This is a genomic window from Roseivirga sp., from assembly GCF_049099775.1.
In the GTDB taxonomy this organism is placed as follows: domain Bacteria; phylum Bacteroidota; class Bacteroidia; order Cytophagales; family Cyclobacteriaceae; genus Roseivirga.
Window position 1 is genome coordinate 180575 of sequence record NZ_JAGDZM010000001.1, and the last position, 17030, is coordinate 197604.

Genomic DNA, 17030 nt, shown 5'->3' on the forward strand with positions numbered 1-17030 from the left:
TATGAAAAGAGTAGTAATAACCGCTATGGGGGCACTAACCCCAATTGGAAATAATTTAGATGACTTTTGGACAAACTTAAAAGCCGGAAAAAGTGGTGCGGCAGAAATCACACGCTTCGACACTGAAAAATTTAAAACCAAATTTGCCTGCGAACTAAAAGACTTCGATTTGGGAGCATTTATTCCAAAAAGTGAAGCAAGACGCTATGATCCTTTTACCTCATATGCATTAGTGGCAGTGGAGGAAGCTTTGAAGAATGGAAAAGTCAATTTTGATAGCTTAGATACTAACAGAATTGGTGTGATATGGGGGTCGGGAAACGGTGGAATCCAAACATTTACGGATGAGATGATTGACTTCGTTAAAAATGGAGAAACACCTCGTTTTAATCCCTTTTTTATTCCAAAAATAATAGCTGACATAGCATCGGGTATCATTTCCATTAAATATGGATTAAGAGGACCAAACTTTACCACTATTTCAGCTTGCGCTACATCAACCACTGCCATTTTAGATGCTTTCAACCATATCCGCTGGGGAAAAGCAGATATGATTATCACAGGTGGCTCTGAAGCACCAATTACCATCGCCGGTATTGGAGGTTTTAATGCTTCTCGTGCACTTTCTACGAGAAACGATGATCCATTAACAGCATCAAGACCTTTCGATACGAGTCGTGATGGGTTCGTAATGGGTGAAGGTGCGGGTGCTTTGGTACTTGAATCACTAGAACACGCCCAAGCCAGGGGTGCTGACATTATTGCTGAAGTAGCTGGTGGTGGCATGGCTGCTGATGCTTATCATTTAACCGGCACTCACCCAGATGGCGAAGGTGCTTATTTAGGTATGAAAGAAGCACTTCGTGAGGCTGAAATCTCGGCCAATGAAATCGACTATGTAAACATGCATGCCACCTCTACCCCTATGGGTGATATCAGTGAACTGAAATCACTCGAACGTGTTTTTGGTGGTGCCAATGACTTGAGTATTAGCGCGACTAAGTCAATGACTGGCCACTTATTGGGAGCAGCGGGTGCTATTGAGGCAATCGCCAGTATTATGGCCACGGCCGATGATATTATACCGCCAACCATCAATACAACTACAGTAGAACCGGAATGGGCGGATAAATACGACTTAACGCTCGGTAAGGCAAAAGCTCGAAAGGTTGATTACGCAATGAGTAACACGTTTGGGTTTGGCGGACATATCGCAACGGCGATTTTCAAGAAGTTTACCACTTAGTAAAAAACGATCTTTACATCAGGTAGGGCAGCCTTTAGACCATCAATGTCGTTTGATTTTAATCGACTATTGAAACAGGTGACTTCGGTTAGTTCAGTTAATTTATAGAGTCTATCTAATCGGTTGATACTCGTATTGGAGCAGTCGAGTTTCTGCAATTTTAGTAGGTATTCTAGTCCGCGTAAACGCTTAAGGTTTGTCCCCGAACAATTGAGCTCTTCCAAGTCAGTCAACACCGCCAAAGGTCTTAAATCATTAACTGCTGTATTGCTAATATTTAACCTTGTGAGGGATTTGAATTTCAGAATTGAAGTAAGATCGCTTAAAGGAGATTCAGTTATGCTCAACGATTTTATACTCTCTTTATTGGGCATGTAATCTAGGTTACTTAATCCTGTTCTAGTCAATAAAAGCGCCTCCAATCGGTAGAACTTTTCAAATGCTGTTAGGTCATTCCCTTCAATAGTTTCATTGATGGAAAATTCTGATCTTCTGGTGAGCGCATGAAGGTTATCTGAACTTGGTTTGCCAGTAATCGCCATTGTTTTAGTGAAAATTCCTTTCATGGTACTACTCAGGTTTTCCCACCAACTATTAAGTGCAGCAGTTTGAAATTTTACTTCTAATGTTTCATTGGATTCAAGCAGTTTAACTACTTCTTCAGCCCGTATTGGTGCACCATCAACATTTAAAGAAACTAGCTTTTTCAGGCCATCAATACCATCCAAATTTCTAACACTGGTATTCACCGCTTCGATTGTTTTTAAGTTGCTGAGTCCTGCTATCAGGGTAAAGTCATTGACATTCGTATTATTCAGTTTGATTTCTTCTAATGAATTCAGGTCACTTACTCCAATAAGACTCTTAATATTATTATCGCTGGCGTTTAAATAGGTAAGTCGCTTCAGTTTTGCTACAGGTTCAAGGGTCCTAATACCAGCATTATTGGCATCGAGCGACTGAATGTTTAAAAGCAAAACTAGTGCCTCTCCTGGTGGCTCATTTAGCGTTATCTGTTCTGATAATCTGGCTTTCCATTCTGCCGATAAACCATTCCACCATGTGGTAAGTTCATCAAGATTTCTAATTAACAAAGTCTTTGGTTGAGCATCCATAAACGCATTGATTTCAGGGTCGCTGATTTCCAATCCATCTAAGTAAACCTTCTCAAGCGCTGGTGCTTTTTTCAGTGTGGCAATGCTTGAAACTTTGGTGTTATTAATCTTTAAAATCCTTAAGTCGTTTAGAGAAGCCAATGGCGAAAGATCATTTATGACCGTTTCGCTGAGATTCAGCTCTTTTAAGTCATTTAAAACCTCAAATCCGTTTAAAGAAGCTATATCGCTTTGGTGCAAATCAAGTTTCTCCAGTGCTATCAGATTGGAAAATTCTATCTTGTCAATGCCATCTACACCCGTTAGCTGTAGTTCTTTTAGTACACTTAATGTATTGACAAATGAAAAATCCAGACCGCTGGCATTACTCAAATTGAGGCGCCTTAGTTTTCCAAAAGAATCGAGTACTGAAAAGTCTTTTACATGGCTATTAAAGAGTATCATTTCTTCAATTCCTGTATGATACTTCAGCACACTTAAATCATACACTGAGCTATTGGAGACGTCAAGGGTTTTAAGACTATTTATTGCGGTTAGTGGCGATAAATCACTAATAAAAGTATTGCTCAAGCGTAGATATGAGAGATTGGTGAGGACATAAATTGGTTCTAGTGAAATGATCTGATCGTTGTTGGCCAAATCAAGGGAATCCATTTCCGCAATTCTGGTTAACTCGTCGGTCGTTAAACTATCGTCGTAAATTCCGATTTCATCTTGAAAAATCTTCTTCCATCCTAAAGAAAGCGTCAGCCACCAATTCCGTAATTGTTTCTCGCGATTGATCTTTTTGGTATAGATACTCACAACTTTTAATTCCCCTCCTGGCTTATCGAAATTTAATTCGATAAATCTCTGCCCGGCAATTCTGAGCGTATCTCCTTCTATGCCTGTCGCAGTTAAATTCCTGATGGTTTCCGCTTTAAAATATGGCGTACTATCAGGCTGATAAAGTCTTTCTACATTACTTACTTCAAAGTCAAAAACTGCTTCCTGAAAGAAGAAGTCAACGTCTTTTAAATAAGCTTGAACATCTTTGAAAATCTGAGTTGACCTATTTTCCTGAAGATCGTCTTCCACTTGTACTTTACCATCTCGAAAGAGCTTGGTGTAACTTTGATTGATAATCGTTTCTTTTTCCTTGGCGGTCGTACGTTTAGCACCTAACAGGTTAAAATAAAACTCAAGCGCTTCGACCATAGCCGTCACTTGTTCCTTTTCAGGGTCAGCAATACTGTCAGCCGGGGTTTCGTTCTGTGCAAACGACCATGTGCTGAAAGTAAGAAGGCATATGAGTAAGAGTACTTTAGTTCTTACCATAGATGAGTTTGAGTAACTGATCTTTTTGAGTGTTAGTAATTTCAGCAAGGTCAGAAATTAACCAACCGCTATTTAATCCTGACCGATTGTAGTTATTCAACGAAAAATACCAGCCGTCTAATGAGAAGAAGTGATATTTAAGATTTTCAACAGTTTTAAACTTTAGCATGCCTTTTTTCACTTCGTAAAGAAAGAGGGTCAAATAATCCGGCTTATAATCGGCCAAAGTATAGGATTCTGGGCTCCCGTTTTGAACCAATGCTTTCCGTAAGTTCATAAAGTCTAGTTCATGGCTCATTGGGTGTAAAAACTCCTTTGTTTCGCCTCGTTGCTTATCGAAAAGCTGATCATATGCGCCAAATGATATATCGGAGATTACCCATTCGTAGCCTAAGCCTTCTTTTTGAATTTCCATATAAAGGGTCAAAGGCTGTTCTCTCCCTTCGTATTCAAAAGTGGTATTAACCACGGCAAACCAGTCTTTAGACCTCAGACTTAAGAATTGGGCATTTTGAGCATTTGTTGCTACATCGATAAACTTGTTCTTTACATTCTTACTGATTTGAGCGTGCTCTTCATCGAATAAGATATTGAGATAGCGCTTCCTTAACCTGGCATTTCTATATCTCCTGTCGCCCGGTTCTAGCTCATCACCACGATTGGTTTCTTCACCGTTGAAGCGTTTAAAAAATTGATTTAGCTGTTTTGTACTGGCTAAAAGCTGCTGTTCTATCTGATAATCATCGCTGACAATTTGAGCAGAAGCATAGCCAGTACAGAGGGTAGCTATTACTATAAATACAAATACTTTTTTGATCATACTGAAGTTTCCGACACTCTAATATCTCCAAGGATTACATCCCAAAACTCTACTGTTCTACCTGCAATTTGCGTTTGCTTTTTCTCAACGTAAATCGTGATATCCTTTTTTGTAGTGTCCTTGTATTGAAGTAAATCACCGCTGCGGCCTTCAAATTTTTGGTAAACCGTAACAACGCCTACATACTTTCCATCAGGTTGACGTTCTAAGTCCGAGATATATTGTACATCATACCATTCAATTGTAACTTTTGAATAGTTGAGTGCCATTAGTCGCTTAAAATACTCTCTTACTTTGTAATAACTGATCTCTTCTTCAGCCAGTGATGAAACGCCCATTTCGCTACCTGCGGCAAAAAGCTCTTCAGCGCGATCCATAACTCGAGTGGCTTCAGAAAATGGAGTATCCTTATTGCCGATAATGCTAATGTACTTTCCAAGATCCTTTACTTTTTCAAGTGCCAGTGAATCGATGGCCTTTTCTCTGTTAGGATCGACGGCGTTCTGAGCACTTAAACTCAAACCCATAAAGCAGATCATAACTAATGCGATAGATATTTTTGATATATAGTTTTTCATGTCTTTTTCTAAATGAGTTATACTACTTTTTTACAAGCACCAATTCCTTTACCCTACCCTGTGCATCGAGTACCATTTCTTTTACTTTATGCGGATTCTTACCCTGATCTTTTACGTAATTCAAATACTTAGAGATAGTAGTGGGTTCATCAAAGTCTTCTTGGCCATTGGCAGCGTAAAAAATGATAAGCACTGGAGCATCGCCATTACTGAATAGCCTTGTTGCCTCATTGATATTATTGTTGGCAGCACTTATAGAAGAAGCATTTGCAATTCCAGAGAAATAGGAATTCAGTCTATTTGTTAACACCTCCTCAGCCGATGGCTCTTCCACTTTTGGCTGCGGTTGTGGTTCAGGCTCAGGTTCTGGAGCTGGCGTATCGACTACTTCCGGCTCAGGAGTTTCAGGTTGTAAATCGGCTACCGCTTTTTTACTCTTACACGAAGCAGTCATAAGCATAACCAGTCCAATAAAGGCGAGGCCCTTTAAGGATTTAATCAATGGAGTGTTTTCGATTTTCATCTTTTATAGTTTTTGAATAAGCAACAAGAAGCAACTTGTGTTCCTAATTAAAATATAAGGTAAACAATGCGTTTCTACTAGACAATGTAGCATTACGGATTGCCTGTAGACACTATTACAGGTAAATGATAGGTATGACCTGTTGAATTAACAGATAGATGAATTTACGGCTTAATTTCGAAACTGTTGTTATCGATTTATAAAACTGGTCATCAAATAATGTCAGAGGGCAAATAGAACGATTAAATACAATTGGCTCAATATAAAAAGCCTGAATCAACTCAATGATTCAGGCTTTTTAATAACATCTAGTCTAAAAACTAAGAGGCTGGGTTTGTAATGTCCTGGGCTCCTTCTGGCATTGAAAAATTATCCATAGCCGGAAATTCCTTAGACACTTGGATGTTCTCAAAAACTCTAGCGCCTCCTCGCGGTTCACCAACTACCCCATCTCGGTATTGATACCACTGAAGAGAACTTGGTAAAATAACGCCTTCGAATTCTTTCCAACCATCATACTTAATTAAGCTATATCTGTCGCTGGCTTCTCCGCCACCAAAGGTAGCCGTGTACATTAACCAATGCATTTGGTTTGTTTCAGGATCAGAATAAACGATGTAGTTATCTTTTGGAGAATCCCCAACACCATCGCCGTAAGATACTTTTACTCCATTATACGTTTTACCCATTAATTCTTTTTGACCTAAATCCTCATACGTAATCCCAGGGTCTCCTATAACAAATGGAAATGCATAGAAATAAAACATTAGGTTGTAACGCATTCTTTGTCTAGGTGCATTTTCACTCGGAGGATTAACCCATACATGATCTCCATCAAATCCTACGGTCTGACCTTCAGCATCTATTCTTGTATACCTGTTTTGAAGTTCAACTAGTGTTTTTTGTCCACCATTTTCGTAAGACAGTTGTTTTAAGTCAGTCCATTTGTCAAATCCACCATGCGCATTGAACACCTTAGCAATAGCTTCAATATGATGGTCCGTTTTAGATACTTCCTCTTTCACTACAACTTCTGTAGTAGATTCAGTTTTGGTGCCCTCGCACGCCATCAAGGTGACAATTAGGGACAGAAATAAGGTCTTTTTCATAATTCAATTTTTAGTATAATCCTGAATAATAGAATTCTATACACTCGAGGATTTAAAAAAGTAACACAAACCTAAGGTTTCAAGATGATGGTTTCTCAACCACTGATATAATTCAATGTCAGACAAACGACGAGTCACTCACATCTGTTTGTAACACCTTCTAAAAAAAGATTTCAACAGACAGAATATTAGAGTAAAATCAGCACTTATCTTTGTTCAAAAGAAATTTACACATGGCCAAGTCTAGCAAATTCGAAACACAGGCAGTCCGTACTCAAATTGAGACCACGCATGCACAGGAACACGCGACGCCACTGTACATGACTTCTAGTTTTACTTATGAAAACGCTGAGGAAATGAGGGCAGCCTTTGCAGGCGAAATCGATAAAAACATCTATAGCAGGTTCAGTAATCCCAATACTCAAGAGCTGGTTGATAAGATTTGTGCCATGGAAAAAGCTGAAGCAGGCTATGCTTTCGCCTCTGGTATGGCAGCAGTCTTTTCAACTTTCGCAGCCCTGCTTTCAAGTGGTGATCATATAATTTCTTGCCGATCGATTTTCGGTTCAACGCATACCGTTTTTAACAAAATTCTTCCAAAATGGAATATTGAAACTACGTATGTCGATATAAAAAATACTGACTCATGGTTTGAAGCTGTTAGGCCAGAAACCAAGATTGTTTATGTAGAGACTCCCACTAACCCAGCCATTGATTTGGTAGACCTAGAGTGGTTGGGGAAATTCACCAAAACACATGGTTTAATACTCGTCGTTGACAACTGCTTCGCCACCCCATATCTACAAACACCAATTACATATGGAGCTGATTTGGTAATTCATTCGGCTACTAAGTTTATTGATGGACAAGGCAGAGTACTAGGAGGCATAACCGTTGGCAGTAAGGATTTAATTGACGAAATCTATGCGTTCAGTAGAAGTACAGGGCCAGCCATGTCGCCTTTTAATGCTTGGGTTTTATCGAAAAGTCTAGAAACGCTGGCTGTTCGAATGGATCGTCACTGCAGCAACGCACTTGCCTTAAGCAAATTCCTTTCTGATCATGAAGCAGTGGAATGGGTTAAATATCCATTTCTACCAAGTCACCCACAATATGACATTGCGAGAAAACAAATGACTGGTGGTGGTGGTGTCGTAAGTTTTGGTATAAAAGGGGGGCTTTCGAACGGGATAGAATTCCTCAATAAAATTAAAATGTGTTCCCTGACTGCCAATCTTGGAGACAGTAGAACTATTGTAACCCACCCTTCGTCAACAACACATGCAAAACTCAGTGAGGAAGAAAGGCTAGCCGTTGAAATTTCTCCTGAACTAATCCGTATCTCAGTAGGTTTAGAGCATATTGATGATATCATGGCCGACATAAATCAGGCATTGATCAATTAATAGAAAATAGAAATAAAAATTCATGCGTAAAGTTCTTGCTGAAATTCTAACCATTGGAGACGAAATTCTCTATGGTCAAATAACTGATACTAATTCTCAATGGATGAGTGCGGAGCTCGATAAATTGGGAATTAAAGTAGTGCGAAAAACTACGGTAGCCGATACGGAAATAGACATCCTAACGGCTTTCGAAGAAGCAGAAGCAAGAGCTGACATCGTACTTATAACTGGTGGTTTAGGACCTACCAATGATGACTTAACGATGCCGATGTTGGCCAAGTATTTCGATAGTGACATCATACTCAACGATGATGTACTTGAGCACGTTAGACAATTTTTCGAAAAACGAGGTCGGGTTTTTACCGAAATGAATAAGAACCAAGCCTTGGTTCCGAAGGTAGCGGAGGTAATACACAATGACTTAGGTACGGCGCCATGCACATGGTATGAGCGAGATAATAAGGTTTTTGTTTCTATGCCTGGTGTACCCTATGAAATGAAGAACCTCATGACCACCCGTGTGCTTCCGAAATTACAAACGACCTTCCAAACTCCAGTCATTTACCACAAGCTCATCAAAACAGTAGGTATTGGAGAGTCATTTCTTGCTGATAAAGTTAAAGACTGGGAGGAGTCTCTTCCTGAACATATTTCCTTAGCCTATTTACCTAGCATTGGTCATGTAAAACTTAGACTAACCGCGGTGGGCCAAGACAAAGCGTTATTGACAGAAGAAGTACAAAAACTCATTGATCGTTTTCTAGAGATTGCTGGAAAATATGTCTACGGTTATGATGATATGACTTTAGAAAAAGCAATTGGCGAAATGCTGATTGAAAAGAGTAAAACCATCGCATTGGCCGAAAGCTGTTCAGGAGGTTACGTTCAACACAAAATAACAAGTATTGCAGGGTCATCGGCCTATTTTCAAGGTGGCGTAGTTCCCTATCACAATGACCACAAGGTCAATCTGTTAGGTGTCAAAGAAGAAACATTAGCAGCACATGGGGCAGTGAGCGAATTATGTGTAAAGGAAATGGCTGAGGGCGTAAGAAAGGCATTTGGAGCCGATATTGGAGCTTCCAGCAGTGGTATTGCAGGTCCTGGTGGCGGAACAGAAGAGAAACCAGTTGGTACTGTATGGATTGCCTATGCCGACGGGAACCAAACCATTGCAAAAAAGCTGCAATTGACTAAAAATAGAATATTAAATATCGAATTGACAGAGATAGCAATATTAAATTTGGTTAGGAAAAGTTTAAAGGACTAAAACATTGATAATATTTGGCAAAAGACTTACTTTTGTCTTTCTGTGCAAACGTTTTAAACCGCTAGTATTTAAGTTATGGCTATAGTAGAAATGGTAATGCCGAAGATGGGAGAAAGTATCATGGAGGGTACGGTACTATCTTGGCTCAAGCAAGAAGGTGAATCTATCGAAGCAGATGAATCTGTATTAGAAGTAGCAACCGACAAGGTTGATACTGAAGTACCTGCAACTCACGGCGGTGTTTTAAAAGAAATTTTGGTTCAAGAAGGCGACGTTGTAGCCGTAGGCGCAGTGATTGCTAAGATTGAAACCGAAGCAGCTGTTGAAGATGCCGCACCGGCACAAGAAACTCCAGCTCCAAAAGCAGAAACTATAAGTGCTCCTGTAGTTGAAGCAGCTCCTGCTTCAAACGGACAGGCTGTTACTTTAGACAAACCAGCATCTGACAGATTCTATTCTCCATTAGTCATGAACATTGCTCGAAAGGAGAGCATTCCAATGGCTGAACTTGAACTTGTACCCGGTACAGGAAGAGATGGACGGGTGACCAAAAAAGATATTATGGCCTATTTAAAATCTAGGCCAGCTGGGGGCGTTCAAGCACCAGCACCTACTTCGGCACCGGCACCGGCACCAGCACCAGCAGCAAGCGCTCCGAAGCCAATGCCTGTATCTATTTCTGGAGAAGACGAAATCATCGAGATGGACCGCATGCGTAAAATGATTGCGGAGCGTATGGTAGATTCAAAACGAATTTCTCCACATGTAACTTCCTTCGTAGAAGCAGATGTCACTAATATCGTTCACTGGAGAAATAGAATTAAGCAAAGTTTCAAAGAGAAAGAAGGCGAGCCGATTACATTCACTCCTATCTTCTTAGAAGCTGTAGTAAACGCTATCAAGGACTACCCAATGATCAATGTTCAGGTTGACGGATCGAATATTGTAAAGAAAAAGGCGATCAATGTCGGTATGGCGGTTGCTTTACCTTCGGGTAATTTAATTGTACCAGTTATTCACAATACTGATCAATACAACCTCGTCGGACTTACTAAAAAGGTAAATGACCTAGCGAGAAGGGCAAGAGAAAATAAACTCACGCCAGACGATCTTCAAGGTGGTACTTATACGATATCTAACGTAGGCTCTTTTGGAAATGTAATGGGAACACCAATCATTATGCAGCCTCAAGTAGGAATTCTTGCTTTGGGAGCTGTGGTAAAAAAGCCGGCAGTGGTAGAAACACCAACTGGCGATGCTATCGCTATCCGTCATAAAATGTTCTTATCGCACTCTTACGATCACCGTGTAGTAGATGGTTCTTTAGGTGGAATGTTTGTGAGAAGAGTTGCTGATTATCTTGAAAGATTCGATGCTAATCGAGCGATCTAAAGAGTAGCTTACAATATATTAAAAAAGGCCTTCGAGTTTCGAAGGCCTTTTTTATTTCTATTTTTCATAACTAATTTAAATGACATTGAAACCGGTCGGTGAATAGAAAAATGGAGCGAAAGCAAATCAGCGTAAAAAAAGGCGAATTTCTACAACGCAAAGGAGATTTAAATAGCAAAATTTACATCGTCCAAAAAGGTATTCTGCGGAGTTACGCTATCGATGAAAAGGGTAAAGAACACATCTTTATGTTTGCTCCAGAAGACTGGATTATTGCTGATAATGTTCCTGGAGAACAACCTGCAGATCTCTATATTGATGCCATTGAAGATTCTGAGGTACTGGTCAGAGATAAGGATATTAGCGAAGTAAACGACACTGAAAGGCTTATCAAAAGGCTTTCGGTTCTTCAAAAAAGAGTAATAATGCTGATGAGCGCATCTGTTATCGAGCGATACCAGCATTTTATAAAAACATACCCTAAAATTACCAAAAGGGTACCCCAAAGAATGATAGCCTCCTACCTTGGCATCACACCAGAAGCACTTAGTAAATCAAAAAACTATCGTTCTTAAGGACAGTCTTAATCTAGATTAATGCATTTGACTTGAAGATTTGAAACCTTCGTATGATTCAAATGTAAGATTATGAAAGACCTTAAAATTCTTTTTAGAGCCTCTGCCATCTTATGGATAATATGGGGTATTGTACACATTTTAGCAGGAGTAATTACTGTGAACCACATTCTGAGTGGAGATATTTCTGGTTCTATATCAGGTATTGCCGATGCCGTTGACCCAAGCACTGTTCAGATGGACTATCCCGAAGCTGCAGGCGCAATCATCGGTCAGCATGGATTCAATTTACTTTGGATAGGAATCGTCACTTTTATCAGTGCTTTTTTCATTTGGAAAAAGAATAAAAACGCCGTTTTCTTAGCAGCTATTACCGGTGGCCTAGCCGATTTAGGTTATTTTCTATTTCTAGATTTAGGTGGGTTTGTAAATTTCATACCTGGCACTTTAATGACTATCGTTTCCAGCGCTGCGATCATTCTCAGTTTTTACGCCTATTTCACAGAAAAGAAGACTTCCGCTAAGTAAGAAAAAAAGAGTTCAAGGCTGAACACTTGCGACTACACTTGGTTAATACTTTAATGGAAATTAACCTTTCTGAAAGAGATCAAGATCGCATTATTGAAATGGCATGGGAAGATCGCACGCCCTTTGAAGCTATCAAACAACAATTCGGTTTACCTGAAAAAGAGGTCATCAAATTAATGCGCAATACGCTGAAGGCCTCGAGCTTCAAACTTTGGCGAAAGCGGGTTCATAGTGGAGTGAGTCAAAAGCATTTAAAAAAGAGAAAACCTGATATTGATCGTTTTAAATGCACACTACAGCGACAGATAACAAGTAATAAAATCAGCAAAAGATGACATTTAAAACATCTTTTGCTGATATCCTAGCCAAAATTGATGCGATAGATCCGAATGCATATGCTAAAACAAGAAACTTTGTTGACGGAGCAGTCAGCTACTTATCTCCCTATATTTCAAGAGGTGTAATTTCAACGCATTTTGTTTTACACCGACTTATTGAAAAAGGTCATGATGTGTTGCAAATGGAAAAATTTGTTCAAGAACTCGCTTGGAGAGATTACTGGCAGCAAATATGGGTTTCAAAAGGCAACGAAATCAATAAAGATTTAAAACAGGATCAGCCTGATTTTAACAATAATGAAATGCCAACTGCCCTAACAAATAGCTCGACAGGTATTGAAATTATAGATACTCAAATCAAGCACCTTCAAGAGACCGGCTATCTCCATAACCACATGCGCATGTATTTGGCATCTATTGCATGCAATATTGGAAAGAGTCATTGGAAAGTTCCTGCTCAATGGATGTATTACAATTTGCTCGATGGAGACTGGGCAAGCAATGCACTCAGCTGGCAATGGGTAGCTGGTGCCAATGCAAATAAGAAGTATTATGCCAACCAAGAAAACATCAATACCTTCTTTTACTCCAAAGAAAAGGGCACATTTCTAGACGTACCCTATGAAGAATTTCCTGATTTGAACATACCTCCAGTTCTACAAGAAACAACCTTACCAAAACTTACCACTTGGCTACCCAAAAGTGACGAACTGAACATTGACGGTACGCTACCTACTTTGATCTATAATTACTATAATCTTGATCCTAAATGGAATGAAAACCTTGTCGCAAATCGGGTTTTAATATTCGAACCTTCCATTTTCACGCAATACCCCGTAGCGAAACATTGTATTGAATTCTGCCTATCATTAGCTCAAAACATTCCAAACCTTAAAGTTTTTGTTGGCGAATTTGAAGATCTAAAGCTCCAAACTGGCAACAGTCGATTACACTTTAAAGAGCATCCGCTCAACACATCGTATCAAGGAACTGAAGAACCAAGAGATTGGATGTTTAGCGCCACAGGCTATTACCCTTCTTTTTTCTCTTTCTGGAAAAAATGTAAGAAAGAAATTAAAGCGTGGTAGAAAGAACAATTAATATCGTTTGGCTAAAGCGTGATATTAGAACACAAGATCATGCTCCTTTGAGGGCAGCCGAGATTAGTGGACTTCCCTATATTATTATCTACCTTTTTGAATCCGAAATAATCAGTCACCCAGACACCTCCGATCGGCACTTACAATTTATTTATCATTCGATCTTAGACTTCAATAAAACATTAAACTGCTTTAAAAGATCAGTTGAAGTCTTTGAAGAAAATGCAGAAACTGTTTTTGAACATTTAATTGAGAATTATAAAATATCGCAAGTATTTTCTTATCAAGAAAGTGGTATACAATTAACATGGGAAAGGGACAAAGCAGTTTCTAACTTACTAGGTGCCAACAACATTCGTTGGACACAATTTAAAAGAGATGGTATTGAAAGAGGGATAAAAAATAGAGACGGATGGGATAAAAAGTGGTATGCCACAATGAGTCAACCAACGGTTGAAAACACCTATAGTATTCAAGAATTACATCCGCTCAACCATCCTTTTCCGCTTACAGATAAACTTAAAAAAACACTTTCCGATTACTCAAGCCATTTTCAGCCGGCTGGCGAAACAAATGCGTGGAAATACTTGGATTCCTTTACCAATGAAAGAGGAAAAAATTACCATCGACTCATTTCAAAACCATCTGAAAGCCGTACCTCTTGTGGAAGGATATCACCTTATTTAGCTTGGGGTAATATCAGTATAAAACAGTCTGTACAGCACGTTAAAAGACATAAGAATTACCCCGAAAATAAGCGAGCTTTTAATGGTTTGCTCACACGTTTAAAATGGCACTGTCATTTCATTCAAAAATTTGAAGTGGAGTGTTCTTATGAGACAAAATGCATCAATCGAGGATATGAACTATTAGAAAGGCCTTTAAATGAGTGCTTTGTACTTGCCTGGAAAGAGGGAAAAACAGGCTTTCCTTTAGTAGACGCGTGCATGCGTTGTGTTGCCGAAACTGGCTGGATAAATTTTAGGATGCGCGCTATGGTGGTTTCTATACTTTGCCACCATTTAGATCAGGATTGGCGAACTGGTGTATACCATTTAGCCAATCAGTTTCTAGACTACGAACCCGGTATTCATTACCCACAATTCCAAATGCAAGCAGGTACTACCGGGGTAAATACTATTAGAATGTATAATCCACTCAAACAATCGCAGGAACATGACCCTGAGGGGAAATTCATAAAAATGTGGGTGCCAGAACTACGAGAAATTCCAACGGAATTTATCCATGAACCATGGAAAATGACCGAAATGGATATGGTTTTCAGCAAAATCACTACCCCCATTGACTACCCAAAACCACTTGTAGATTTAGCAGAGAGTGGCAAAAAAGCTAGGGCTAAAATCTGGGGCCATCGGAAACACCAAGCTGTAAAAGCTGATCAACAGAGAATAATAGAAACTCATACCAGAAATAACTAAAATGTACTTATCAAAAACCGATATATCGAATACCGAAAGGGTCAAACGACTTAACATTATTAACTCTGTATCTGGTATAAAACCCGGAAATTTAATCGGCACACGATCGAATAGTGGACAAGCCAATCTGGCAATTATAAGTTCTGTAGTTCATTTAGGGAGCAATCCTGCTTATTTGGGCTTCATTGTAAGACCAAGCGGAGAAATTAGACGACATACACAAGAAAACATTAGCCAAAACGGTTTATTTACTATAAATCATATTCAGACCGATTTCATTGAAAATGCTCACTACACCTCTGCTAAGTTTGATCATAATATTTCTGAATTTGAAGCATGTGGTCTTACAGAAGAAACGCTGAACGATTTTCACGCACCGTATGTCAAAGAAAGTGGTTTAAAAATAGGCCTTAAGCACGTTGAAAGTGTTCCCATTAAGTCTAGCAGTACCACGATGATTGTGGGCCAAATTGAGCACTTATATATTCCAGATCAGGCCATCAATGCGCATGGATATATTGACTTGAGTATTGTCCACAGCGTTGGCATATCAGGGCTCAACTCATATTACAAACTTGAAAAAATGACTGACTTTCCATATGCACGAGTCAGTAAAGTACCAAGTTTCAAAAAATGAAAAAAGAACACCTCCCTATTAAAATATGCCCTGTCTATAATAGGCCTTTCTCTTGGAGAAAAAAATGGGCGCTCAATTGGGTTGAAGTAAAATATTGCAGCCAAAAATGTAGTAGAAATAAACATAAATCATGAAGTCAGTCAACCTTTTGTTTCCGCATCAATTATTCCAGGAACATGAGATTTACGCTAACGGTTTTCCAATTTATTTGGTAGAAGAAGCGCTTTTCTTTAAAGAATTCAACTTCCACAAAGTAAAAATCGCGTTTCATCGTGCCTCTATGAAACGTCAAGAAGCCTATTTAACCAGTAGAGGCATTGAGGTTATTTATATTAATTCAACTGAAAACGACTCGAAAATCAGCGACCTAGTTAAAAACCTATATCAGGAGGGAGTTGAGACTATACATTTTATAAACCCTACTGATAATTGGTTAGAAAAACGGTTCTTTGAAGCCATTAGCAGTACTGGCTTAAAAGTTGTCAATTATGAAAATCCGCTTTTCATCAACACAAAAACAGATCTTGAGCACTTTTTTAAGCCCAACAAAAAATCATTTTTCCAAACCACATTTTATAAGCAACAAAGGAGCAAAAGAAATATTCTTATCGAGTCGGATGGAAACCCTACAGGTGGAAAATGGAGTTTTGATGGTGAAAACCGAAAGAAATATCCCAGAGGCAAAACACCTCCAAGTGTTCATTTCCCTGAAACTGATAAGTCTTGGAAAGAAGCAAAAGCCTATGTAGGGCGTCATTTCGGGAACAACCTTGGTGAATTATCCGAAAGCCAAATTTACCCAACAGGACACGCTGATACACAAGCATGGCTAGAGCAATTCTTTAGCTATCGATTTCACGGTTTTGGTGACTATGAAGACGCCATTGTTGTGGGAGAAATGCAGCTGCACCACAGTATCCTCACCCCTATGATGAATATAGGCTTAATTAAGCCTCAAGAAGTAATTGAAAAGGCCATTGATTATGCTCAGGAATACGAGGTGGCTATCAACGATTTGGAAGGGTTTGTTCGTCAGATTTTAGGTTGGCGAGAGTTTATTCGAGGCATGTACGAAACCAAAGGAAATTTCTCAAGAACGAAGAACTTCTGGGGCTTTGATCGCAAAATACCTGCATCATTTTATAATGGAACAACCGGAATTGAACCGATAGACCTTACCATAAAACAAATTCTTAAAACTGGGTATTGTCATCACATCGAACGGCTCATGGTTTTAGGGAATTTTATGTTGCTCTGCGAATTCGACCCTAAAGAAGTCTACCGCTGGTTTATGGAATTATTTATTGATGCTTACGACTGGGTAATGGTACCTAACGTCTATGGCATGAGTCAGTTTGCCGATGGTGGTTTATTTGCCACCAAACCATACATCAGCGGATCTAACTACCTTATGAAAATGAGCAACTATAAGAAAGGCGACTGGCAGACGGTTTGGGATGGCCTCTTTTGGCGTTTTATGCACGTTAATAGAGATTTTTTCTTGCAAAACCCTAGACTAGGCATGCTTGTTAGAACATTCGACAAAATGAATGAAGAAAAGAGAACTGGCCATCTAGAAAACGGGCAAGCTTTTTTGGACTCGTTGTAACCTAGGTTTAGAAGCATTAAAAGGATCT

Annotated in this window: 17 protein-coding genes; 12 read left to right on the plus strand and 5 right to left on the minus strand. The window is 39.3% G+C overall.

Annotated elements, in window-relative coordinates:
- Window position 1 precedes the first annotated feature (1 nt).
- Window positions 2–1246 (plus strand): beta-ketoacyl-ACP synthase II, encoded by a 1245-nt coding sequence (gene fabF / locus JXQ92_RS00815; RefSeq protein WP_421984677.1) that lies wholly within the window; start codon window positions 2–4, stop codon window positions 1244–1246.
- Here fabF and JXQ92_RS00820 read toward each other — a convergent pair.
- From JXQ92_RS00820 to JXQ92_RS00840, 5 genes are all read right to left on the minus strand, one after another.
- Complete coding sequence (locus JXQ92_RS00820) at window positions 1243–3678, minus strand: hypothetical protein (protein ID WP_421984678.1); 2436 nt, start codon at window positions 3676–3678, stop codon at window positions 1243–1245. The two genes, fabF and JXQ92_RS00820, sit on opposite strands and share 4 nt — an antisense overlap.
- The gene (locus JXQ92_RS00825) at window positions 3665–4498 is read right to left on the minus strand and encodes a hypothetical protein (protein WP_421984679.1); all 834 of its coding nucleotides are present in this window, start codon (window positions 4496–4498) and stop codon (window positions 3665–3667) included. Before JXQ92_RS00825 ends, JXQ92_RS00820 begins: the two co-directional genes overlap by 14 nt.
- Window positions 4495–5076 carry a hypothetical protein gene (locus JXQ92_RS00830; protein WP_421984680.1) on the minus strand — a complete coding sequence of 194 codons (582 nt, stop codon included), beginning with the start codon at window positions 5074–5076 and terminating at the stop codon, window positions 4495–4497. Before JXQ92_RS00830 ends, JXQ92_RS00825 begins: the two co-directional genes overlap by 4 nt.
- A gap of 22 nt (window positions 5077–5098) precedes the next feature.
- Window positions 5099–5599, minus strand: a complete 501-nt coding sequence (locus tag JXQ92_RS00835) for a nucleoid-structuring protein H-NS (RefSeq protein ID WP_421984681.1) — start codon at window positions 5597–5599, stop codon at window positions 5099–5101.
- A 320-nt stretch (window positions 5600–5919) separates the two neighbouring features.
- On the minus strand, window positions 5920–6708 hold the full coding sequence (locus JXQ92_RS00840) for a DUF6503 family protein (protein WP_421984682.1): 789 nt from the start codon (window positions 6706–6708) through the stop codon (window positions 5920–5922).
- Between the two features lie 233 nt (window positions 6709–6941).
- Between JXQ92_RS00840 and JXQ92_RS00845 the strand changes: the two genes are divergently transcribed.
- From JXQ92_RS00845 to JXQ92_RS00895, 11 genes are all read left to right on the plus strand, one after another.
- Window positions 6942–8114, plus strand: a complete 1173-nt coding sequence (locus JXQ92_RS00845; RefSeq protein WP_421984683.1) for a trans-sulfuration enzyme family protein — start codon at window positions 6942–6944, stop codon at window positions 8112–8114.
- Between the two features lie 22 nt (window positions 8115–8136).
- Window positions 8137–9384, plus strand: a complete 1248-nt coding sequence (locus tag JXQ92_RS00850) for a competence/damage-inducible protein A (protein WP_421984684.1) — start codon at window positions 8137–8139, stop codon at window positions 9382–9384.
- Between the two features lie 75 nt (window positions 9385–9459).
- Window positions 9460–10776, plus strand: coding sequence for a dihydrolipoamide acetyltransferase family protein (locus tag JXQ92_RS00855; RefSeq protein WP_421984685.1), 1317 nt, complete (start codon window positions 9460–9462; stop codon window positions 10774–10776).
- Between the two features lie 110 nt (window positions 10777–10886).
- Window positions 10887–11351, plus strand: a complete 465-nt coding sequence (locus JXQ92_RS00860; protein ID WP_421984686.1) for a Crp/Fnr family transcriptional regulator — start codon at window positions 10887–10889, stop codon at window positions 11349–11351.
- A 72-nt stretch (window positions 11352–11423) separates the two neighbouring features.
- A complete protein-coding gene (locus JXQ92_RS00865) occupies window positions 11424–11879 on the plus strand; it encodes a hypothetical protein (RefSeq protein WP_421984687.1) in 456 nt (151 codons plus the stop codon).
- 53 nt (window positions 11880–11932) lie between these two features.
- Complete coding sequence (locus JXQ92_RS00870; protein WP_421984688.1) at window positions 11933–12214, plus strand: TIGR03643 family protein; 282 nt, start codon at window positions 11933–11935, stop codon at window positions 12212–12214.
- Window positions 12211–13305 carry an FAD-binding domain-containing protein gene (locus tag JXQ92_RS00875; protein ID WP_421984689.1) on the plus strand — a complete coding sequence of 365 codons (1095 nt, stop codon included), beginning with the start codon at window positions 12211–12213 and terminating at the stop codon, window positions 13303–13305. Before JXQ92_RS00870 ends, JXQ92_RS00875 begins: the two co-directional genes overlap by 4 nt.
- Window positions 13299–14756 carry a deoxyribodipyrimidine photo-lyase/cryptochrome family protein gene (locus tag JXQ92_RS00880; RefSeq protein ID WP_421984690.1) on the plus strand — a complete coding sequence of 486 codons (1458 nt, stop codon included), beginning with the start codon at window positions 13299–13301 and terminating at the stop codon, window positions 14754–14756. The genes JXQ92_RS00875 and JXQ92_RS00880 overlap by 7 nt, the downstream gene beginning before the upstream one ends.
- A gap of 1 nt (window position 14757) precedes the next feature.
- Window positions 14758–15393 carry a flavin reductase family protein gene (locus JXQ92_RS00885; RefSeq protein ID WP_421984691.1) on the plus strand — a complete coding sequence of 212 codons (636 nt, stop codon included), beginning with the start codon at window positions 14758–14760 and terminating at the stop codon, window positions 15391–15393.
- Entirely contained in the window at window positions 15390–15527 is a 138-nt protein-coding gene (locus tag JXQ92_RS00890; protein WP_421984692.1) for a DUF2256 domain-containing protein, read from the plus strand. The genes JXQ92_RS00885 and JXQ92_RS00890 overlap by 4 nt, the downstream gene beginning before the upstream one ends.
- Window positions 15524–17002 (plus strand): cryptochrome/photolyase family protein, encoded by a 1479-nt coding sequence (locus tag JXQ92_RS00895; protein ID WP_421984693.1) that lies wholly within the window; start codon window positions 15524–15526, stop codon window positions 17000–17002. The genes JXQ92_RS00890 and JXQ92_RS00895 overlap by 4 nt, the downstream gene beginning before the upstream one ends.
- Window positions 17003–17030: the final 28 nt, after the last annotated feature.